The 19429-nt window shown below is 70.0% G+C and carries 28 protein-coding genes and 2 tRNA genes; all 30 read left to right on the top strand.

Annotated features, from left to right (window positions below):
- Nucleotides 1-791 precede the first annotated feature (791 nt).
- The 30 genes from QC385_RS16470 (at nucleotide 792) to QC385_RS16325 (ending at nucleotide 19414) form a co-directional block, all read left to right on the top strand.
- Nucleotides 792-1163, top strand: a complete 372-nt coding sequence (locus QC385_RS16470; protein WP_279542057.1) for a hypothetical protein — start codon at nucleotides 792-794, stop codon at nucleotides 1161-1163.
- A 67-nt stretch (nucleotides 1164-1230) separates the two neighbouring features.
- Nucleotides 1231-1794, top strand: coding sequence for a hypothetical protein (locus QC385_RS16465; RefSeq protein ID WP_279542056.1), 564 nt, complete (start codon nucleotides 1231-1233; stop codon nucleotides 1792-1794).
- A 119-nt stretch (nucleotides 1795-1913) separates the two neighbouring features.
- Nucleotides 1914-3092, top strand: coding sequence for a DUF932 domain-containing protein (locus QC385_RS16460; RefSeq protein ID WP_279542055.1), 1179 nt, complete (start codon nucleotides 1914-1916; stop codon nucleotides 3090-3092).
- 249 nt (nucleotides 3093-3341) lie between these two features.
- Nucleotides 3342-3830, top strand: a complete 489-nt coding sequence (locus QC385_RS16455; RefSeq protein WP_279542054.1) for a hypothetical protein — start codon at nucleotides 3342-3344, stop codon at nucleotides 3828-3830.
- Nucleotides 3823-4575, top strand: coding sequence for a hypothetical protein (locus QC385_RS16450; protein ID WP_279542053.1), 753 nt, complete (start codon nucleotides 3823-3825; stop codon nucleotides 4573-4575). The genes QC385_RS16455 and QC385_RS16450 overlap by 8 nt, the downstream gene beginning before the upstream one ends.
- Nucleotides 4576-4789: 214 nt before the next feature.
- Nucleotides 4790-5602 carry a hypothetical protein gene (locus tag QC385_RS16445; protein ID WP_279542051.1) on the top strand — a complete coding sequence of 271 codons (813 nt, stop codon included), beginning with the start codon at nucleotides 4790-4792 and terminating at the stop codon, nucleotides 5600-5602.
- Nucleotides 5603-5732: 130 nt separating this feature from the next.
- On the top strand, nucleotides 5733-5978 hold the full coding sequence (locus tag QC385_RS16440; protein ID WP_279542050.1) for a hypothetical protein: 246 nt from the start codon (nucleotides 5733-5735) through the stop codon (nucleotides 5976-5978).
- A 67-nt stretch (nucleotides 5979-6045) separates the two neighbouring features.
- Entirely contained in the window at nucleotides 6046-6405 is a 360-nt protein-coding gene (locus tag QC385_RS16435; RefSeq protein WP_279542049.1) for a hypothetical protein, read from the top strand.
- Between the two features lie 53 nt (nucleotides 6406-6458).
- A complete protein-coding gene (locus QC385_RS16430; protein ID WP_279542048.1) occupies nucleotides 6459-6650 on the top strand; it encodes a hypothetical protein in 192 nt (63 codons plus the stop codon).
- 97 nt (nucleotides 6651-6747) lie between these two features.
- A complete protein-coding gene (locus QC385_RS16425) occupies nucleotides 6748-7398 on the top strand; it encodes a hypothetical protein (RefSeq protein ID WP_279542047.1) in 651 nt (216 codons plus the stop codon).
- A 69-nt stretch (nucleotides 7399-7467) separates the two neighbouring features.
- Nucleotides 7468-8079, top strand: coding sequence for a hypothetical protein (locus QC385_RS16420; protein ID WP_279542046.1), 612 nt, complete (start codon nucleotides 7468-7470; stop codon nucleotides 8077-8079).
- Nucleotides 8080-8290: 211 nt separating this feature from the next.
- A tRNA-Ile gene (locus tag QC385_RS16415) sits at nucleotides 8291-8364 on the top strand.
- Between the two features lie 32 nt (nucleotides 8365-8396).
- Nucleotides 8397-8828 (top strand): hypothetical protein, encoded by a 432-nt coding sequence (locus QC385_RS16410; RefSeq protein WP_279542045.1) that lies wholly within the window; start codon nucleotides 8397-8399, stop codon nucleotides 8826-8828.
- 36 nt (nucleotides 8829-8864) lie between these two features.
- Nucleotides 8865-8933, top strand: a tRNA-OTHER gene (locus QC385_RS16405).
- 39 nt (nucleotides 8934-8972) lie between these two features.
- Nucleotides 8973-9269, top strand: coding sequence for a hypothetical protein (locus QC385_RS16400; protein ID WP_279542044.1), 297 nt, complete (start codon nucleotides 8973-8975; stop codon nucleotides 9267-9269).
- A 162-nt stretch (nucleotides 9270-9431) separates the two neighbouring features.
- Nucleotides 9432-9599 (top strand): hypothetical protein, encoded by a 168-nt coding sequence (locus QC385_RS16395; protein ID WP_279542043.1) that lies wholly within the window; start codon nucleotides 9432-9434, stop codon nucleotides 9597-9599.
- A gap of 205 nt (nucleotides 9600-9804) precedes the next feature.
- Nucleotides 9805-10749 (top strand): hypothetical protein, encoded by a 945-nt coding sequence (locus QC385_RS16390; protein WP_279542081.1) that lies wholly within the window; start codon nucleotides 9805-9807, stop codon nucleotides 10747-10749.
- Between the two features lie 165 nt (nucleotides 10750-10914).
- Nucleotides 10915-11613, top strand: coding sequence for a hypothetical protein (locus QC385_RS16385; protein ID WP_279542042.1), 699 nt, complete (start codon nucleotides 10915-10917; stop codon nucleotides 11611-11613).
- 167 nt (nucleotides 11614-11780) lie between these two features.
- Complete coding sequence (locus QC385_RS16380) at nucleotides 11781-12125, top strand: hypothetical protein (protein ID WP_279542041.1); 345 nt, start codon at nucleotides 11781-11783, stop codon at nucleotides 12123-12125.
- Between the two features lie 62 nt (nucleotides 12126-12187).
- Nucleotides 12188-12427, top strand: coding sequence for a hypothetical protein (locus tag QC385_RS16375; RefSeq protein WP_279542040.1), 240 nt, complete (start codon nucleotides 12188-12190; stop codon nucleotides 12425-12427).
- A 59-nt stretch (nucleotides 12428-12486) separates the two neighbouring features.
- Nucleotides 12487-13185 (top strand): hypothetical protein, encoded by a 699-nt coding sequence (locus QC385_RS16370; RefSeq protein ID WP_279542039.1) that lies wholly within the window; start codon nucleotides 12487-12489, stop codon nucleotides 13183-13185.
- A 142-nt stretch (nucleotides 13186-13327) separates the two neighbouring features.
- On the top strand, nucleotides 13328-13819 hold the full coding sequence (locus QC385_RS16365) for a hypothetical protein (protein WP_279542038.1): 492 nt from the start codon (nucleotides 13328-13330) through the stop codon (nucleotides 13817-13819).
- A 400-nt stretch (nucleotides 13820-14219) separates the two neighbouring features.
- On the top strand, nucleotides 14220-14366 hold the full coding sequence (locus QC385_RS16360; RefSeq protein WP_279542037.1) for a hypothetical protein: 147 nt from the start codon (nucleotides 14220-14222) through the stop codon (nucleotides 14364-14366).
- A gap of 107 nt (nucleotides 14367-14473) precedes the next feature.
- Complete coding sequence (locus tag QC385_RS16355) at nucleotides 14474-14806, top strand: hypothetical protein (protein ID WP_279542036.1); 333 nt, start codon at nucleotides 14474-14476, stop codon at nucleotides 14804-14806.
- 187 nt (nucleotides 14807-14993) lie between these two features.
- A complete protein-coding gene (locus QC385_RS16350) occupies nucleotides 14994-16466 on the top strand; it encodes a ParB/RepB/Spo0J family partition protein (protein WP_279542035.1) in 1473 nt (490 codons plus the stop codon).
- Nucleotides 16467-16548: 82 nt separating this feature from the next.
- A complete protein-coding gene (locus tag QC385_RS16345) occupies nucleotides 16549-16926 on the top strand; it encodes a hypothetical protein (protein ID WP_279542034.1) in 378 nt (125 codons plus the stop codon).
- Nucleotides 16927-17023: 97 nt separating this feature from the next.
- Nucleotides 17024-17359, top strand: a complete 336-nt coding sequence (locus tag QC385_RS16340) for a hypothetical protein (RefSeq protein WP_279542033.1) — start codon at nucleotides 17024-17026, stop codon at nucleotides 17357-17359.
- A gap of 162 nt (nucleotides 17360-17521) precedes the next feature.
- Entirely contained in the window at nucleotides 17522-17908 is a 387-nt protein-coding gene (locus QC385_RS16335; protein WP_279542032.1) for a hypothetical protein, read from the top strand.
- 57 nt (nucleotides 17909-17965) lie between these two features.
- A complete protein-coding gene (locus QC385_RS16330; protein WP_279542031.1) occupies nucleotides 17966-18577 on the top strand; it encodes a cell envelope biogenesis protein OmpA in 612 nt (203 codons plus the stop codon).
- Between the two features lie 30 nt (nucleotides 18578-18607).
- Complete coding sequence (locus QC385_RS16325) at nucleotides 18608-19414, top strand: hypothetical protein (protein WP_279542030.1); 807 nt, start codon at nucleotides 18608-18610, stop codon at nucleotides 19412-19414.
- The last annotated feature ends 15 nt before the right edge of the window (nucleotides 19415-19429 follow it).

Raw genomic sequence — 19429 nt, 5'->3', positions numbered from 1 at the left:
GGGTTATGGAATTGGCCTCCGGCCATTCCATAACCCTGCGTGCCTCCGGCACGGAAAGACGGGCGAATAGGGTTTGTGCCTCCGGCACAAATCCGGGTGCCGAGTTTTGTTGTGCGGGTGGGGAGTTCGGGTTTGAGTTGGGGTGTGGGTTGAGCGTGCGTCATATTCCTTTTTCTGCGGCGAGGTTCGGGGGGAATCTCCGATTCCCTTAAAGCCGGGGGTATTTGATTGGTATTCCGTGAGAAAAGTAAATCACGGAATACCAAGAGAGGGCAACCGGTCCCCTCCGGGTCCCAGTTGCCCGTGGGAGAGGGAGAGGAAGGGGACTGCCTCCGGCAGGAAGGAGGAGGGAGAGAGAGGAGACAGACAGGGAGAGACCACAACCATCCACCCCACCACCACAGCCAGCCCCGGACCGGCTCCACCCCCACCCGCGCGACGGCCCCAGGCCGACGCGCAACACAGAGACAACCCCACCCCGATCCCCGACGCCGCCGCACCGACCACCGCCCCACCCCCCTTCTCTCTTCTACTTGGGCAGGGAGCAGCGGCCGCAGAGGGGATGTCAGCAGGCGTACCACGCTTGATTGCTGGGGTGACCTGGAGTGACGCTGAGGCCCGGAATCGGGCCGCGCAACATCGAGCGCAACCTCTACCGCAACACCATGGCGCAACATCCAGCGCAACTCGCAGCGCAACAGGGGTTCCCTCAGACCGGAAGACACACTATTATTTGAAGTCCTGGGGGAGGCGACCCTAGGAACCGCAAGGGACCAACGAAGGGGAAGAACGTGGAACTTACGATCACCGACGGGATCGTTCGCGGAGTGCGCGGCGCAGACGCGCCCATGACCGAGCTTGCAATTCAGGCCCGCACCATCGCCAACTTCCTGCCGCTGCTGTGCGCGCGGGCAGGGGTGAAGATCGTGCACAACACCGACCGGAATTACACCGGCATTCGGTTCGAGACCAAGGCCGCCGGTCCGGTCGTGCTGGAAATGCCGACGGGTGAGGAGCCTTACCGTCTGGTACAGGAATTCATCGACCCTGACAAGTCGGGGCGCATGGAGGTTGAGTTGCGCCGATTCCCGCAGATCTACAAGCCCCACGGAATCGCGCTCATCACGGCCGAGTTCCTCCGGTCGAACGGATTCCTGAAGTAATCCGCACGGGGGGCGCCCCGGTTGGGGCGCCCCCTTCCACCCGGCATCAACGAAAGGGAAAGGGACCATGGAGAACACGCGGATTGCAGAGCAGGCCCAGGAAGCCGGAGCCCCGCTCACGGACGCCGAGAAGGAGCAGGCCCGTTACGCACTGCGGGAAATGGCGCGCAGCCAGAGCGACCCGGACGCTCTGAGGGTGTCTCCCGAACAGCTGGACGTGATCCGGCCGTTCTTCGAGCTGGGTTGGGCCATGGGTGTGCGCACCGGCCACACCGGCCCCGCCATGGCCGATGTTCCGGTCGCCCCGGAGACCATTGACGTCGCGTTCATCGGCCTGCTGCTGTCCGAGCGGGTGGCGAATCAGCTTGCGCTCTCAGTGGCTCGGATCCTTGACCCGCAGGACGCCGGACCGGTCCTGTGGCAGAAGGTCAGGTATCACGGGAGCCTGACACGGCGTCACGGCGTCTACTGGGTGCGGGCAATCAAGGCGGAGGCCGGACCGGTCGGAGCGGCTCACAGCGTCCGCTACGACCTGTGCGAGGTGATCGGCGGCATTCCGGTGCCTGCTGTCAGGGACGTACGGCGGCAGAGCCTGACGCCGCTTCCCGAGTTCCGCGCGCCGCTAGTCTAAGTGTGCAGTTCAGGGGTGGGTTCACTCACCCCTGAAACACACTATTATTGAAGTTGTTCGGGGGGCCGGTGGCTCCGGCCCCCCGACCCGCAGAGACCAACAACGAAGGGGAACACCGCATGACTCAGCAGTTCGCCGAGCGCGCTACGAACGTAGCCCCCACCGGTGCCCGGAACGCCGACATCAACGACCTGATTCGCATCCTGGAGCACGAAGAGCGCCAGAAGCTGGACGTGATCGTCTCCGGGTCCGCGCTGCGGATGCATGAGGGAAACCTGCACGTCGAAGGCGTGGAGCGCCAGATCTCGGAAGAGGGCGTGACGGACGTCGACGGCATCTACAAGCCCACCGCCGTCGCCGATGAGGGCATCTCTGACAAGCTGCGCATCCCCCTGGCCTACCTGCGCCGCATGCGCGCCGAGAACGTGTCCCTGTTGGACGAGAACGTCAACGCGTGGATGCAGCACGAGCCGGAGCGCCGTTTCATGCTCCGCGCGTTCCGGGGCGAGAACGGCCCCGGTATGCCGCCCGCCGAAGGCGTGGCCCGCGCGCTGCTGTCCGACAGCTACAAGCGCATGGACAACTTCGACATGCTGCTGGCCGCGCTGGACGGCATCAAGCAGGCCGAGCACCCGACCCAGATCACCGGGTGTGACCTGACCGACCGCCGCATGTACGTGCGCGTCGAGTCCGAAGCGGTCGCGATCCAGGCCCGCAACCTGCTGCGTGGCTACCGGTCCCCGTTCGACGGCCGCAGCGGTGACGAACTCCCGATGATCTCGGCCGGGTTCGTCATCACGAACAGCGAGGTCGGAGCCGGGGCGTACACGATCACCCCGCGCGCGGTCATTCAGGTCTGCCGCAACGGCCTGACCATGACCAAGGACGTCATGCGCGCCGTACACCTCGGAGGCAAGCAGGATGAGGGCGTGGTGTCCTGGTCCGGCCAGACCCAGCGCAAGACGCTGGAGCTGATCACGTCCAAGACCGCCGACGCCGTGCGCACGTTCCTGTCCCGGGAGTACGTCGAGGCGAAGGTTCACGAGATGGAGGCCGCCGCCGGTAAGGAACTGGCCGAGCCGACGAAGACCATCGAGCACGTCACCAAGTCGCTCAGCATCGGCGCCGAGGCCAAGGACAGGATCCTGTCCCACTTCGTCCGGGGCGGGCAGATGACGGCCGGGGGCGTGATGCAGGCCGTCACGTCGACCGCGCAGACGCTCACCGACGCCGACCAGGCCGCCGCCCTGGAAGCGCTCGCGGTTCCCGCCCTCACGGCCGCAGCCGCCCACGGCTGACAGACCCCCGTGCGGGCCGGGCAACTCCCCCAGCCCGGCCCGCACGGGCCCACCGTCCCAAAGCGCGGAGCGCCCCCAGCCCTCACCGGGCGCGCAGGGCACCCGCCCCGCCTGCCACATGGCAACAGAGCGACAGGTCGACGGGCCCTGCGCCTCAGAAGGCTCGGAATGTGGCCGGCGCCCCCGTGCGCCCACCGCCCCGCGCTGCCAGCCACCGACACTCACCGCCCCCTCCCAGGAGGAGCCCTCATGCCGTCACGCCCGGAACTCGTCTACCCCGGCGACGCCGCCATCCAGGCCGCCATGGACCGCACCCTGACCGCCCTTGCCGCCGTCTTCCAGGCACTCGGCGAAGGTCAGCACACGCTCAATTTCGTGGCCGAGCGGACCGACGACGTGTTCGCCACGGGCCGAGCCGATCTCTCTATCGGCACCGATCCGATCCGCCTGGCCGTGCTCGACGAAGTGGAGTTCTGTGCCCTACGCGCGCTGCTGGTGTTCGCGTTGGAGGGCAGCACCATGCGCAGCGCCGTTGTGATCGCCACCACGGCCGCCGACCCCAACCCCCGTGCGTGCGGCTGGACCGTGCGCGACGGATGGCTGCACCCCATGAACACCGACGACCTCCAGCAGGCCGTCACCCCGTGCCCCGGCGTCTCCGCCGTACGGCGCGAGGTCTACGACGCACCGGTCCTGCCTCAGCTCCCCGACAACGGTGAGGAGTGCCCGCATGCCTGACACGCCCCCCGCCGCCACGAACGGCGGCGGCACCAACCCCACGGGCTACGAGGACATCCCCGCCGGGCAGCCCCTTCCTGGCACCCGGATCATCGCCCACCACGTGCCCGCATGGGGGATGGCAGGCTCGTACATCCACATGGACCGCGCGGACATCCACGTGACCTACACCCAGGTCGTAGGCCGCGCCGGACAGTTCCCGGCGGAAACCGCAGGCTACAGCGGCACCGTTCGCGGAAGGAACATCGACAGCTTCCTACGGGGCAACCTCAACTTCTGGCTGTGCAGCGAAGCGTGCATGACGGACAGTGGAGTGATCCGGTACCGCCGGACCCGCAATCACTCAGTCGTCACCTTCGTCCCCGACAGGATGTCCGGGATTCTGATCAACCGGCCGGACCAGCAGGTGACGGCCGCCGCCTACCGCGTAACCAGCCCGACCGGCGTCATTCAGCTGTGGCGCGGGCGGACCGTTCGGGAGGCCATCGCCCGGTGCCGCAGGAAGCCCCCCGTCGGCTGGCCCGCAGGGTGGGCACACCTCATGCCGGATGCGTCCGTCAGGTTCGAGCCCGGGGGCGCTCCCTGGGACCGAGAGGCCATCTACACCGCCGAGCCGACTGGCGAGCCCCGCTCGTGGGGGCTGCCGTGCCCCAAGTGCGGCCGCATGGAATCCGAGCACGGGATGTGGAGCGGCTATGCCGCCGACGGCACGGGGTGCTGGACATACCCCGTGCGGCAGGCGTAGAGCCCCCCCTCGATACCCCTCCGCTCACCCGCACGACCGGCCGCCACCAAAGAGCCCATGAACGCCGTCCGCCCCGCTCGCCAGGAGGCGGACGGTCGACCCGGCCAGCGCGCCACTGGCCGAAGACCTGCCGCCCCGACGCCCGCGCCCTCCCCTTCGGCGAGCGCGGGGCGGCAGGCCCCCAGCCCAGTCGAGCACCGAGGAGTCGCAGCCCATGACCAGCCCGAGCCTGACCATCGACACGCCCGCCGGCCCCGTGCGCGCCACCGCCGGCCCCCGCGAGGCCGACGCCGTGGTGTTCGAGCTGGGCGGGGCGATGCGCGGCAGAGTGCACGTCACCGGCACCACCCACCCCCGCCACTGGGACCAGTTCACCGCCGTACGCGCCTGTCTCGGCCCCGTGAACGCCTTCAAGACCACCGCCCCCGACGAGGACCTCCCGCGACTCGCCAACGGCCGCACCGGCTACCACGGCAGCCTGACCCTCTATCGCGACAACACCGACCGCCCCCAGGTCTCGGTAAACCCGCTGTCCTCCGCCGCCGATCACCCGCCGTCGGAGAAGACAGCCGCGGTACTCACCGCCGTCCTGCGCGGCTGCGCCGAGCACGTCGCGCAGCGCGCCGATCTGCCCGCGATCCTGGAGGCTTCACGGCAGCGCGACACCCCCGGCCTGCTGCGCTTCCTCACCTGGTCCGCCTCTTACCACCAGGGCGAGGCCGCCCGCCTGGAGCGCGAAGCCCGCGCCGCGATCCCTGCCCGGCGAGCCGCAGTGGCCGCCTGGTGGACCGCCGCACGGTGGCTCGCCCTTTCCCCGCACCCGGTCCTGCTGCTGATGCTGGCCGACGTTCCCCACTCGCTGACCCAGAAGATCAGGGGGGTGCAGTGGTGGGCCCCCTACTGCGTCGACGCGGCCGCTGAAGAGCACGAGCGTGCCCGCCGCGCCCAGGCGGAAGCCGACTCCCTGCGTGAGCAGCAGCGCAGGCGTCCGCGCGGCCGCCGTCCGGCCCTGGTCGGCGCCCGCTGACAACGGGGGGAAACCGCAGGTCAGGGGTGGATTCACACCCCACAGGAAGACACTATTATTAGAAGTGCGAGAGGGGGCGACCGGACCGCCCTGCCCCCTCTCGCACCCGGAGCCGACCGAAGGAGCCACCGTGGCCGAGAAGTTCAGGTTCACTGCCAACACCGGTTCGTTCGGCTACCAGGTCCTTGACCCCCAGGACCTCAGCACTTGCTACGGGGTCGTCTGGTTCGACCCGAACGGCGTCTGTGCGTGGGTCGCCGAGTATCCCGGCAACCGCCCCGGCAGCGGCGGCGGCATCCCCGGCTTCACCAGCCGCGAATGGGCCGCGCGCTTCCTGTACCGCTACCGCAAGCCCAAGCCGTCCGGGCGCCCCTGACGCACCGCCCCTCACCCACACGCCCCGCCCACCCGACAAGGGAGATGTTCTGATCACGCGTTGGCTGATGAGCCTCGGTGAGCGCACCCGCCCCGACGTCCCGACTTACGCCGAGGACCCCGCCCCCGGCAAGGCGCGCGCCCTGGCCCTGGTCGACGACTTCGCCCAGCTCTTCACCGTCCTGAAGGAGTGGCGGCAGGAGTACGGCGAGGAGCTGACCGCGTGGGCCGTGCAGGTGGAGGCCGACGACATCGAGAACCTCCCCGCCGAACTCATCGAGCGGTGGGAGTGGGAGGGCTCCCCGGTCCGCATCGACACCCAGCGGGGCGGCTACGTGCGGGTGTCCGACTACCGCGACGGTTCAGTGCGCCCGGGCATCAGTGCCCGCACCACCACCGGCCTCCCGCTGTGGACCGCCACGCCCTGACCCGTCCGGCTCACCGCCCGCACCGCTCACCACCGCCCGGAAGGAGACAAGCCGTGTCCGACGGCCGGCTGCGCCCGTGGCGCCCGGAGGACTTCGACGACCCCTGCGAGACGTGCGGCGCGCCCGCAGGCCAGCTGTGCCGCGCGTGGTGCGACACCGGCTACACCGCCGCCGATGCCCGCCGCGACGCCGAGCTCCGCGACCAACCGCACGGCCAGCGCCCCGTTGACCAGCCGAGCGACTGAGAAGGTCCCACGTCGTACCGCGAAGGCGGCGATCCGGCACACCGCCCCGCACTCGCCGCGTACACCGCCGACACACATCAAGGAAGGAACCCCGCACGTGACCTCCGCCCACTCGATCATCGCCACCGTCAAGACCATCGCGTCCGGCGCCGAACACTTCGGGTGGATCCCCCACACCATGCGCGAGATCGACCGCGCCCTGAGGTTCACCGCGGGCGGACCGCTGTTCACGCCGACCGACTTGCAGCGCACGAACCTGCGCGCATGGGTGACCGCAACCGACCACCGCATCGGCACGGCCGAGGGCGGCACGGACACCGACCCCTTCGGCTTTCTGCCCGTCGCCGCCGAGGTGGCACAACTGACCGATGACGAGTTGACCGCCCTCTACCAGGACCGCAGGCGCACGGTGGAACACAACCGCTACAACGTCCGCGCCGCGCACCAGGTCCCGTCAACAGAACTGCACCTCATGGCGGAGCTGTTCGAGACTGGCGCCCAGGGGGCCACCAGTGAGAGCTCCACACCGGCGCCCGAGCCCTCGTTCGGGGACGCCGAACGCACCGCGCAGTACACCGCCGCCGCCCGCGCGCTGCGCGCGGCACCGGAGCCCGAGGGTTTCGTGATCTGGGATCGGATCAACCACATGTACGTGATTGCGCAGCACCACGCCACCCGCGCCGGGGCATCCGCAGAGGCCGCGCGGCTGAACGCCCAGCACCGCAAGCTCTACAGCGCCACACCGTGAGCCTGACCGCTGCTGGACCCTCCGAGCCCCGGAATCCAGCCCTACAGCCGACCGAAGGAATGAGGCGCCATGCCGCCGGAGTTGACGACACAGGAGCAGCTGGACGCGTTCGCCTCCGAGGTGGCGCGGGAGTTGGGTACGCACTGCCGGACGGCAGAACTCACCGGCTATGACCGCGGTTTGGGACGGCTCATCATCGACGGCGACGGCCGCGCCCTGCGCCTGTGCCAGCCCGACAGCCGCCGCCCCGAGCGGCTGAAGATCTACGCCGCCCTGCCGGACGAGACCAAGATGACCGCACCGTCGATCGGGGTTACCGCCCGCAGTGCCCACCACGTGGCACGCGAGATCACCCGGCGGCTGCTTCCGCTGCACGCCGAGGCCGCGCAGCAGGCCGCCGAGCTCGCCGCCCAGCAGAAGGCGGAAGAAGCCGGCCGCCGCGCCGTCACCGAAGCCGTGGCCGGCGCACTCCCGGGAGCCCGGGTCGAGGAGCAGTACCGGCGCACCCGGATCACCTGGGAGTACGACACCAGGCCGCCCGGCGAGCACGGCCCCGTCCAGGTCGACAGCGTCACTGCACTCGTCGGTCCCTCCGGCAACTGGGTGCAGGTCGAAGCGTCCGGCCGCCCTGGCTCCGTGACCCGCATGCTGGCCGCATTCACCCAGACGTCACAGGAGTAAGAAGCGCAGGTCAGGGGTGGGTTCCCTCTCAACCAAAACACACTATTATTAGTAGTAGAGAGGGGTTGCCACTCACCGACACCGCTCCACCTCCGCAGGCGCCCCCCAACAGACCTGACGGCCGAGGCAGCTTCCCCAGCCCGGCCCCCAGCAGGAGACCGCGCCCCTCCCGACCGGAACGAGGGGCGCGGCCCTCACAACCGAACACCGTGGTGCTGTAGCTCAGTTGGTAGAGCGCGGATCTTATAAGTCCTGAGGTCGTGGGTTCGAGTCCCATCAGCACTACTCCAACGCTGTTCCACATGACTGGAGTTGCGATGACCGACACCGAGGTCGCCCCCAAGCCCGAGACACCCGCCGATGTGGCGTCTGCCGTCCTGGACGCCATCGAGGCGCAGCCCGACGTCTTCAGCATGGATCTCTGGGCGTGGCTGCCCGAGGCCATCCGGCTGCCCCCTGAGGAGGCTCCGACGTGCGGCTCCCAGCTGTGCGCAGCCGGATGGGCGGCGCACGTGACCGGCTGGACGCTCGTATCCCTGCCTACCGAGGAAGAGGCAGAGGTCACCGGCGTGGACGACAACGGCGACGAGTACGAAGAACTCGCCAGCGTCTACGCGGAGCGAGGTGAGGAGCGCCGCCTGATCTGGGACGTTGCCGCCGAGGCTCTCGGCCTGAAGCCCAGCGAGACGTTCTGGCACGTCGACGCGCCCACCGCCTTGAAGCGGCTTCGCGAGATCGCCGGACGCTGACCGACCATCACCCGGCCGCCGCACCGGCGGCCCCAAGCCTGCGTAGCTCAGCGGTAGAGCGGCCCCACTTGCGGGTGGTCAGGGGTTCAAATCCCCTCGCAGGCACGCACATCGCATCCACCTGACCGCGCACCGGAGCACATAATGGCCGACACCGTCAGCATCCCGGCCGACGTCGCCGACGCGTTCACCGACGCATGGTGCACCACCGTCATCACGTCCGACGTCGCCGCCAGCCTCGGATGCACCGAAGTGGACGCTCTGGCCGACATGCTCCGTGCCCTCGGTGCCGAGCAGGCGGCCGACGAGTGGACCGACGCCCACGCCCAGGACGACGAGCCGAACGACCGCCACTTTCGGGGGACCGTGCCCGCGGATGCCTCGCTCGCCTCCGACGGAATGCGCTGGAGCCCCGACCCTGCCGACGCCCAGGACGGATGATCCGAGCGGACCGGGCACCCAAATTGCAGGTCAGGGGATGGTTCACACCCGCACAAAAGACACTATTATTGAAGTTGTGAGGCGGAGAGCCCCCGCCCGGCCTCCCAGGCGGCAGCCGCTCGCCCCCCTACGCCCGACAGCCCCTGCCTCAGGAAGGTTCCCATGAAGCGGTGCGAATGGATGTTCCACACGATCAAGGCCGACGGCCAGATGTTCGGGTACAACTACCCGCCCACCGGCATGGGCCCCTCGATCACGGCCGACGAGCCGTGCGCGACGATCGAGGACGCCTCCGAGCTCACGGACCTCGAGTTCACGCGGGGGCGGTGAGCTCCATGGTCACCGAGCACTGCGGTGCCCCCTACACGCCCGTATTCCAGGGGCGCGGCTGGACCGTCGAGATCCGGTCCGGCTATCCGCTGTGGACCACCACCTCATGACGTCCCCGGCGACCGGCCAGCGCAAGCCGCTCGTTGCCGCCGCCCTGCCGGGCACGAGCGGCTCCCTTCAACTCACCCACGAGAAAGGCGCGCACATGACCCACGCACCCCAGTCCCCCGAGCGCCTGTCGCGCGCGGCGGGCAACACGGCGCACACCGACCGCCACACCATGCTCCGCGTCCTGCGCCGCGAAGTCGCCGGCACCATCGGCCTGCTCACCGACGAGCACGACTTCCGCGCCATGCGGCACTACCGCACCTTCGCCTTCGCCAACTTCGCGACCTACCTGCAATCGGTCGAAGACCTTCTCAGCAGCCGCGCCTCCCAGGGCGCCCACACCACGGTCGCCCTATTCGACCCGCAGGAGTACGCCGATTTCTGCACCGACACCGGTCTCGACCCCGACACCCCGTCCAGCCGCGCCCGTTTCACCGCCGAAGTCGCCACCACCGGCCCGGCCATCCCGTATGACGGCCAGCCCTTGGCCGACCTGATCCCGGCTCTGGCCGATGAAGCCGTCCGCCAGGCCACCTGGGAGTACGCCTCCGCGCTGCTGGCCCGGCTCGGCGCCTGCACATCCTGCGGCGAAGATATCGGCCGAACGGCCTTCACCCGGGCATCGGGCCTGTTGGCCAGCATGCTCGACACGGCCCCGACGGGTAAGCGACACCTCGTCTGCAGCGTCTCGGGGGCACCCGAAACCCTGGTCGCCGTCCTTCACGCGGATGCGGACCCGGACGGCACGAGCCAGCTCAACGCGACCGAGGCCCTCGAATTCACGACCGTGCTGGCCCTCGGTCTGGCGACCCAGAGTCCCGGCGGACTCGTCATGCGAACCACCGCCCCGAGTGCCCCGGACCGGGTCTACGGCTGGCGGCTGCGCGCGGGAGATTTCGAACCCCTCACCGCAGGCGAGGTCTTCGACGCCTACTGCACCGACGCCGATTCCGGCGACCTTGTCTCCCCGGAATCGGACGTCGACTACTGCGCACCGCCGGACCTCGGACCGGACGCCACGCCGTCAGCCCACCGGCACTGACAAGGCCCGGAAGTACTGCAAGCAAACCAGCAGGTCAGATGGGGGTTCACACCAACCCGGCTCACACTATTATAGATAGTGAGCCCGGGCCGTCGCCGTGCCGGCACCCCGCCCCGCCAGGCGACGGCCCACCCTTCCCCCGAATCCAGTTCTGAGGAGCTTGCCGTGCGAGGGAACCCGATGCCGGTCATCGACTGGTACAGCAACAAGGCCTACCAGTGCCCGCGCTGCCGCCATGACACGGTCGCGAGCCCCTCCCGATGGGAGGTATACACCTGCTGCAACTGCGCCACCCGTTTCGCCCGCTTCCCCCGGCTGCAACGCTTCCTGCACCATGTCGGCGTGACCTGCGAGTTCTGCACGGAGCGCCACCCCGTGACCGTCGACGGCGAGCCCTTCGGGTTCCTGCGCCGCCGCCACAACGGCGTCGGGATGTACTCGGAGCATCAGTTCGAGGCGTGGCTGTACGACACGGACGAGTTCGCCGACCACCGCGACGGTGTGAAGTACCGCGGCACCCGCGCCAGCCGCGCGGAGGCCATGGCCGACCTCGCCCACTGGCGCAGCATGTTCGGCCCCATCGAGGACGATCTCAGCCCCGTCCTCGCCGTCGTCGCCGACGAGCAGTTCGACAAGTACGGACCGGGCGTAACCGGGGAGCAGCGCGACGCGCTGCTCCCCGGCACGCTGGAGGTCTACGGCATCGGTGCCCTGCGCGCCTACGCGCCGCCGCACCCCCGGCGCGGGCAGTTCTACGCCGACACCGCCACCTTCACCTGGGGCCTGATCGCCCCGTCGGGCCTGGAGGGCATGTATACCAGCGCGGCACCGAAGTCCCTGGCCGCGTACGCCCCGCAGCTCTGACCGTCCGCACGGAGACTCGCCCGCTTCCTCGTTTGTGCAGGTCAGGGGTGGGTTCACACCCTCCTGACTTACACTATTATTAATAGTGAGTCGGGGGGCGCCGCCACCTCCCCCACTTCTTTCACCAGGTGACGGCCCCCTTCCCCCTTCCAGCCCCAGGAGTTGCCATGCTTCGAACGCTGCGCCGCGCCCTGCGACCGGCACGTATCCGCATTCCCGCCCGCCGGTTCGCCGCCGGGATCGCGGAACTGCCGCCCACCGCGCGCGAAGCGCTCGGCACCGACGTCACGGCCGGGGAGGCCATCGCCTACAACCGCGTCCGTGTCGCCACCGCGACCGCCGTCGCCCTCTACCGCAGCGGATACACGCTGCCGATGACCGACGAGGACCTGGACGACGCGGTGCTCGCCCTGGACTTCCCCTACTCGGTCCCGAGCGCGGAGACCCGCGCGTCCATCCGTGCCGCGCTCGCCGTCCTGGACGCCGACTACACCGTCGCCGTCACCCACTGACCAGCCGTCCGCCCTGGCTTGCGGGCCGCCCCGACCAGGGCGGCCCGCACGGAAGGAGCCCGGTGTTCCTCGTTACACCCGACCCCGCTCACGGCCTCGTCGCCGCTCCGCAGTCCTCCGACGACCTCACGCCCGCCACCGAACAGTCCCTTGCCGACCAGGGGTTCGCCTGGAACAGCGACATCGAGGCGTACACGCGCCAGGCCGACCACGACCCCGCGGCCGTGGACGACATCGCCGGCATGCTGCGCGAGCTGGGCCACTACGTCTTCTCCGTCAACAAGCCGCCGCCCAGGAGCTGACCGCCACCCGGCCGGCCTCCGCCGCCACCTCCCACCCCTTGCGCAGATGGAGTTCCGCCATGCCCCGACGCAGCACCCAGCCGCAGCGGCCCGTCCGGTACGCCGCCGCCGAGCACGAGGGACGCCACCAGGCCGTGGACCAGCTCCACGCGTACGCGCTCAGCAGCCACGCCACTGCCAGGGCCGCCGAGGATGCGGCACGCGAGCTGACCGCCAACCCGACGGCCGCGATCGAAGCCGTCGAGCTGCTCGACGCCGCCCAGAGGGGCCCGGCCGCCCGCGAGCGGCGGATCCTGCGCCGGTACGGGTACGGCTTCAGCCTGCGCCAGGACGAAATGCTGTCCCTGTGCGGGGAGTTCAACCATGACCGACTGGAGACCCTGATCTCCGGCGGCCATCTGGCCATGGTGTTCAGCCCGGCCGGTCAGCCGTACTACACCACGCCCGAGCGGTATGCGCAGCTGTCACCCCGCTGGATACGCGACGGCGACGAGTCGTTCCCGGCCGCCGACGTCACCCGCCTCGAACGCCCCCGCCCCGCCCTGGAGCTGCTGCCCGCGCGCAAGCGCTACGAGCCGTGCGAGCTGCACGGGATCACGCTGTGGCGGTGCCTGATCTGCGGCCCGCGCGAGCGCTTCGAATGCCAGTGGGGCGACTGCACGGCCAACCGCGTCACGGCCTTCTGCGAGCGCTGTGTGCGCATGGACCCCCGGCGTACCTTCCCGCTCCCGCCACGCCGTGAGCACGACTGGCCGTAAACCCGCAGGTCAGGGGTGGGTTCACCTCACCCTAAAAGACACTATTATGGATGTTGTTGGTCCTGCGGAACACCCCGTACGGCGGGGCCACCGCCCCGCCGTACGGGCCCCCACACCGCCACGCCACGGAAGGACACCGGCGATGAAACACGAGGAACTGGCCGCGCTGCTGGCCGAGCCGACCACGCCCCAGATGCGCGCCGCGCTTCGCGGTCTTCCGCCCAAGACCCTGGAGACCCTGGCCACCGTCGCCGACCAGGCCGCAGAGCGGGGCTGGCAGCAGGTGGTCGTCGACCGAACCCGGGCCTTCGTCGCCGAGCAGCCGGGCGACGGACCGCAGGCCGTAGCCGCGTACTTCACGACGACGGAGCAGCCGACGGGCAGCGGGATGTCCGTGGGCTGGAGCCCGTTCATCGCGGCTCTCGCGCCCACCGAGGAGATGCCGGACCTCAGGCACACCGAGACCAGGGCACGCATGGTGCCGGTCGGCGAAGCAGCGAGGGCAGAGGAGGACTTCGCGGACCCGAGGCTGGCCGAAGCGCTCCACCGGCTCGCGGCACTCGACCCGCCCTCGCACGAAGAGGTCCTGCGCGTCCATCTGCCGACAGGCCGCGTCACCCGCGTGAAGCCCTGACCGCCCATACCTGCGGGCGTCCCGACGCAGGGGCGCCCGTGCGGAGGTGCACCGTGCCCGTTCCGATCCTCTGCCACGTCTGCCATGGCGGCCGCTACCAGCCCGAGGGTCCGGGCGCCTACCGCTGCTGCTCCTGCGGCAGCCCGGCGACGGAGTCGACGTTCCCCGTCCAGAGCGACGAACGGCTCGTCGTGCTCGCGGGCGTACTCCAGATCCTCACCATGCCGGACGGCCATCAGGTCATCACCCCCGACCGGCGTTGCCACGCCCCGCATCTGGGCGCCAGCCTGAGCCTCGCGCTGCGGGTCAACCGGATGCGCCCGGTGTCCGGCAGGCCGAGGACGTCGGCACCGCCGAGGATCTGCTGTCCGTCCTGGATGCCGACGAGCGGGGGCCCTGGGTGCTGTCTCCGGCCCAACTGGGGGTCCTCACCCGGGCCATGGACGTCCGCTACGCGCTGCTGCCGTCGGCAGCCCGGTACTACCCGGACTTCGACGCAGGGATCCGGGCCGCCCACTCACGTAGCCGGCACCCGCGCGCCACGTGAGCGGCCTGCCTTCCCGACGGTCGCCACCGTACCCGTCCGCACCCGGCCGGCCGCCGTCCCGCGCCGCGTGCTCGCCGAACCGGCCCCTGAGTCAGGGAGGTTGAATCATGTCCGTGTCCCACTCCATGTACGCCGTCTACGGCGTCGTGGTCGCGCCGCCCCAGGAGGGGGAAGCGCTGGAAGAGTCGCTGGACGCCCAGGCCCACCGTCCTGTCAGTGGGAACCTTGCCGACGTGCGCGTGCAGTTGTTCACGGTCGGCGACGCCGAGCACACCATTCTCGGAACGGGCTGTGAGCAGCTCGGGCCCAACACGTACCGGGCGGCGCCTTCCCTCCCGGTCTGCGCCCAGTGGGACGACGCCTTGCTTGAGCACGTGAGGAGCCTGGGCCTCACGGTCCGGTCCGGTCCGTGCTGGCACATCGTGCACGACCTGAGCTGAGGCCGGGCCCCGTCGGCTGTCCGACCACCGTTCGGACCACCACAGACGCCCCCCCAAGAGGTCGCGTTTGTGCAGGTCAGGGGGTATCTATCCCCCACAGGGAAACACACTATTATTGTATTTGAAGCGAGGGGGCGACACCCCCAACCGCCCCAGTTCGCCGAAAGGCAAGGAGAAGGAGAGCCCCATGGCCACCGCTGTCTCGACCCCGCCCACCGAACCCGTCACGCACGAAGAGGAAGACGCGCCGCAGATCGTCCTGCTCGACCCGGCCCTGATCGTGCGTGACGAGCAGAACGCCCGCGAAACCGACACCGAACCGGACGAGGAACTGATCGCCTCCGTCAAGGAGATCGGTGTCGAGGAGACCATCAGTGTCCGGCCCCGGCCCGACGGCACGTACGGCGCTTTCAAGGGCTGGCGGCGCGCACAGGCGCAGAAGATCGCCAACGACACCGCCGAACAGGACGGCCGCCCGGTACGCAGGATCAAGGCACACGTACGGGAAGACCTGGTCGGCCGCGACGGCTGGACCCGGTTCCTGTCCCTGGTCGAGAACAAGCACCGCGAGGGGATGAGCGAGCGCGACATCCTCAAGTCGCAGGAGCTGTCCCTGATCGGCATGAGCGAGGTCGAGCGACGCCAGGCAACCAGGGCTCTCGGCGTCAGCCGCAACGCCGCCAGGCACGCCAAGGCAGCGCAGAGGCTCGACGACGCCACCCTTCGCCGGGCAACGGCCGGAGGCATGGACCTGGAGCAGACCGCCCAGCTCGCCGAGGTCGAGAACGTGCCCGGCGCGGAGCGCCGTCTGCTGCGGGCGCTGGCCCGCGACCACGAGGAGGGCAACGGCGGGCGCGGCCACTGGGACCAGGAGATGGCGCTGCTCAAGGCCGAGCAGGCCGACACCGCCGCTCGGGCCAAGGCCGAGGAAGACCTCAAGAAGGCGGACATCCCGCTGCTGCGCCAGCCGGGGTGGGGGGAGAAGGACCCGTCCAAGCCGCTAACCGAGCTGACGACCCAGCTGGGCAATCCGCTCACCGAGGACAACCACAAGAACTGCCCCGGCCACAGCGCCCGGCTCGACGACGAGCACCAGCCGGTGTGGCACTGCGCCGACCCGGCCGAGCACGGCCACAAGGCCCGCCCGCAGCCGAAGAAGCCCAGGACGGAGGAGGACGAGCACAGGGCGGAGGAGCGCCGCAAGGTCATCGCCTGCAACCGGGCCTGGAAGGCCGCCGCCGGTCCCCGTCAGGACTTCGTCGCCCGCCTCGTGCGCCAGAAGACCCTGCCGGACGCGGCCCGCGTCTTCGCGCAGGAGGTCGTGCTCACCCTCCCGTACTTCTACAGCTCCTGGACCGACAAGCACGAGTCCGCGACCGTCGCCCGCTTCCTGGGCATCAAGGAGCCCGAGAACGCGGACCTGACGGAGACAGCGGTGCAGCTGCCCAAGGCACGCGTCGTCAACGCGCTGTTCGCGCACGTCGCCGCTGCCTGCGAGTACGACATCCGCGAGCCCAGGACGTGGTCGAACCTCAACGGGCGGCAGGCCCGCTACCTGCTGCTCCTCGAAGCGCTCGGCCAGGACGACAACGGCAGCTACCGGCTGTCCGAGGTCGAGGACCAAGCGGTCGCCCGCCACCGGCCCGACACCACCGCCTGACCGACACCTCCCCCAAGCCCCGGCCGGGCACGCCCGTGCCCGGCCGGTTCCCCACCCCCGCGTCACAGAGAGGCGAACCAGCATGACCGTCACCATGGACGAGGTCCTCGACTTCATCGGCAAGCTGCCGAATGCGGTCCAGGTCGCGAAGGTCCAGGAGGCCTCCGCGCTGCGGCTCAGCGTGATCGACAAGGAAGCGTTCGCGGGCATCGTGGCCGGACGCCGGGCCCGCATCAACGACTCCCTGCGCCCGGCTCTGCTGCGCGGCCTCACCGGCACCGTGCAGGAGCGCAACCGCACCGGCAGCCGCGCGGGCTTCCTGCTGGACGAGGAGTCCACCCGCATCCTGCGCCGCGACCCGCGCAACACCAAGTACCGCATCCCCGAGGACATGACGCGCTTCCGGATCCCGGGCAGCGGTATCCCCGTCCCCTGCCTGGAGGTGATCGAGGACGACTGACCGGGCCTGACGGCGCCGCCCCGGCAACGGGGCGGCGCCCGCACCCCGCCGATCAACCGGCCGGGCCTCCAGCCCGGCCCGCACGTGAAAGGCCGCCATGACCGACCAGCAGCAGGCCCCGTCCCCCGACCCGGACGGCGAGGCCCCCGACCGCCCCCTGACCCTCGCCGTGCTGCGCCACCTGGTCCGCAAGGACTGGAAGGACTTGCCCGGAGACACGCTCGTCGTGATGTCCCGCGACACCGAGGGCAACCTCTACTCGCCGTTCTCCACTTACAGCCTCGCCCGGTACGCGCCGACGCACAGCGACCTCGTTGGCGACGTCTTCCCGCTGCCGGAGGAGCTGGAGGAGGACCAGGAGCTGCGCGAGCTGTACGCGGACGGCATCCCTGACACCGCTCTCCCCGCGCTGGTGCTCTACCCGCTCGGCTGAGCGAACGCCTGCGGGCGGGGCGGCCCCCGTCGGCCGCCCCGCCCGCGGGCCGTCAACGCCCCCTTTCCCGAGGCCTCTTCCTGGCCACGGTCCTCACGAAAGCGACGTGTCACCGCCATGTCCGCCCCACCACAAGCCCCCCGGGAAGGACCGCAGGCCCCGGTGCTGGTCATCAGCGACAGCACCGACGACGATCCAGTCGGCCTGCGGACGAGCCCGGTCCCCCGCCTGCACCTGCCATCGCCGTTGTTCAGCGCCGATGAGTACCTGCGCGCTCCGCTCGTGCTCCTGGACGACCACAGCTACACCGGCTTCACGCTCCGCCACGTGCCGCACCGCGGGGGACTGATCGTCGTCCTGGTCGCCCCCGACGACGGCACCATCTACCCCCGTGCCGCCGCCATCGGTGCCGAGGCCGTCATCCGGGCCGGAGACAACCTCAACTGGTTGCATCTGCGCCTGCACGACGCCACCGACTGCCGCTACGCCCACTGGGAAGCGCTCCTGGCCGGCGGTCCCGCCGACCCTCCCCCACCGGCCAGCAGCTGACATCCGGCAGCACGAGCCCCCGTGGCACGCCCCCCGCGATCCGAAGGAACTCACCCCATGCACGCGATACCCCAACGCTGTGCCCGCCGGCCGCTGGCGGGCGGGCTGGTGGTGCCGTACGTGACCCTGATCCACGACGGTCACGCGGCCTTCGGTGTCCTCGACGCCGACAAGACCATCAACGCTTTCCGGCGACGCCTGTGCCAGATCTGCGAACACCCGCTGGACGAACGGTGCTTCCTGCTCGTCCGCCCGGCGGACGTCGTCGAGGGCTGCTCCCCGGAACCGGCGCTGCACCCCGAGTGCCTGCCGTACACCGCCGAGCACTGCCCGATGCTGAACGGCAGTGCCACGCACTACCGCCGCAGCCCGGTCCTGGCCAGTCACCCCGCCGGACGGCCCTGCACCGATCCGTCCTGCCCATGTCCGTCCCGCACGGCGGTCGAGGGGCACGCCGCCCGCAGCGGAAGCCCCGCCGACCGGTACGAGGCTTGGATGATCCACACCCGGAACTACCAGCTGGTCTCGCTGCCCGAGCGGCCCGATGTGCCCTCCGGCATCAGCCTCGACGTGCCTGTCCTACGCAAACGCGTGCTGCGCACGGCGACCCTCACCCCCGACCAGCAACACCTGATGGACCTCTTCAACGCCCTCATGAACGGGTCTTGATCGCACCGTTCCGCACGGAAGGAAACCGTCATGCCGATCAAACCGGACCCGGCCACGCCCGCGGGCGGGGCCATCATCGACCTGGCCGATCTGATGGACGGCCTCCAGGAGCGCACCGGCGAATGGCCGGGGGCGGACACCATCAGCATCCTCGAAGGGTGGCTGAGCCGCTTCAGCTTCGCTGTCGACGAGAACCTCACCCCGCAGGTGACAGGCCGGGCGTGGGTGCTGCGCCAGTGGGACCGGCACAGCGACGATGTCACGCTCTGGGCTGACGAGGCCTCCGCCCTTGCCTCGCTGGCGCAGCAAGTGCGCAGCGCCTGGGACGACGTGGCGGGCGAGGACGGCGTCCCGTTCCGTCCGCCCGCCGACGACCGTACGGCCGTGGACCTCTTCTACGAGTCGAGGAAGGGCATCGAGGGCTACACGCTGTACGACGCGGACATCTCTCGCTGTGTGATCGCGCCCCGAAATCCCAGCCTCTCGGACGCCGAGGAGTGCGCGGAGGCGAACAGCGCGGCGGTGTTCCACGCGATGTGGGGGCCTGACGACGAGGGCCTGCCCTGCATGGAGATCGCGGGCATCCTCGTGTTCGCCTACCTCGACGCCGACCGCGGAGCCGTACGGGTCTCCGTTCATCTGGACACCACCGACGAGCAGTTGGTCCGGGCCGATGGCACGGTCCCGTTGCTGGTGGAGATCGAAGACGCCACGGTGTTCGACAACCTCACCCCGCCGCCGGCCCCGGCGCAGCCGACCGGGTGGAAGGCCCGCTTCCGGCGTCTCACCCGCCGTACCGCGCTCTCCGGCGGCGGGAAGCGCCGACAGGGGGGTTGACCCCCATCCCGGACA

The sequence above is a fragment of the Streptomyces sp. DH10 genome (assembly GCF_029813805.1).
Taxonomy (GTDB): Bacteria; Actinomycetota; Actinomycetes; order Streptomycetales; family Streptomycetaceae; genus Streptomyces; species Streptomyces coeruleofuscus.
Note: the sequence above shows the minus strand (reverse complement) of the source record. Positions and strands in the feature narration are given on the sequence as shown.

Bases quoted from the DNA above. Each gene is read 5' to 3' on its own strand.
- QC385_RS16380 (WP_279542041.1), top strand. From the start codon at position 11,781: ATGCTTCGAACGCTGCGCCGCGCCCTGCGACCGGCACGTATCCGCATT.
- QC385_RS16450 (WP_279542053.1), top strand. From the start codon at position 3,823: ATGCCTGACACGCCCCCCGCCGCCACGAACGGCGGCGGCACCAACCCC.
- QC385_RS16395 (WP_279542043.1), top strand. From the start codon at position 9,432: ATGAAGCGGTGCGAATGGATGTTCCACACGATCAAGGCCGACGGCCAG.
- QC385_RS16340 (WP_279542033.1), top strand. From the start codon at position 17,024: ATGACCGACCAGCAGCAGGCCCCGTCCCCCGACCCGGACGGCGAGGCC.
- QC385_RS16365 (WP_279542038.1), top strand. From the start codon at position 13,328: ATGAAACACGAGGAACTGGCCGCGCTGCTGGCCGAGCCGACCACGCCC.
- QC385_RS16400 (WP_279542044.1), top strand. From the start codon at position 8,973: ATGGCCGACACCGTCAGCATCCCGGCCGACGTCGCCGACGCGTTCACC.
- QC385_RS16460 (WP_279542055.1), top strand. From the start codon at position 1,914: ATGACTCAGCAGTTCGCCGAGCGCGCTACGAACGTAGCCCCCACCGGT.
- QC385_RS16455 (WP_279542054.1), top strand. From the start codon at position 3,342: ATGCCGTCACGCCCGGAACTCGTCTACCCCGGCGACGCCGCCATCCAG.
- QC385_RS16370 (WP_279542039.1), top strand. From the start codon at position 12,487: ATGCCCCGACGCAGCACCCAGCCGCAGCGGCCCGTCCGGTACGCCGCC.
- QC385_RS16420 (WP_279542046.1), top strand. From the start codon at position 7,468: ATGCCGCCGGAGTTGACGACACAGGAGCAGCTGGACGCGTTCGCCTCC.
- QC385_RS16355 (WP_279542036.1), top strand. From the start codon at position 14,474: ATGTCCGTGTCCCACTCCATGTACGCCGTCTACGGCGTCGTGGTCGCG.
- QC385_RS16350 (WP_279542035.1), top strand. From the start codon at position 14,994: ATGGCCACCGCTGTCTCGACCCCGCCCACCGAACCCGTCACGCACGAA.
- QC385_RS16445 (WP_279542051.1), top strand. From the start codon at position 4,790: ATGACCAGCCCGAGCCTGACCATCGACACGCCCGCCGGCCCCGTGCGC.
- QC385_RS16435 (WP_279542049.1), top strand. From the start codon at position 6,046: ATGAGCCTCGGTGAGCGCACCCGCCCCGACGTCCCGACTTACGCCGAG.
- QC385_RS16330 (WP_279542031.1), top strand. From the start codon at position 17,966: ATGCACGCGATACCCCAACGCTGTGCCCGCCGGCCGCTGGCGGGCGGG.
- QC385_RS16465 (WP_279542056.1), top strand. From the start codon at position 1,231: ATGGAGAACACGCGGATTGCAGAGCAGGCCCAGGAAGCCGGAGCCCCG.
- QC385_RS16390 (WP_279542081.1), top strand. From the start codon at position 9,805: ATGACCCACGCACCCCAGTCCCCCGAGCGCCTGTCGCGCGCGGCGGGC.
- QC385_RS16345 (WP_279542034.1), top strand. From the start codon at position 16,549: ATGACCGTCACCATGGACGAGGTCCTCGACTTCATCGGCAAGCTGCCG.
- QC385_RS16325 (WP_279542030.1), top strand. From the start codon at position 18,608: ATGCCGATCAAACCGGACCCGGCCACGCCCGCGGGCGGGGCCATCATC.
- QC385_RS16410 (WP_279542045.1), top strand. From the start codon at position 8,397: ATGACCGACACCGAGGTCGCCCCCAAGCCCGAGACACCCGCCGATGTG.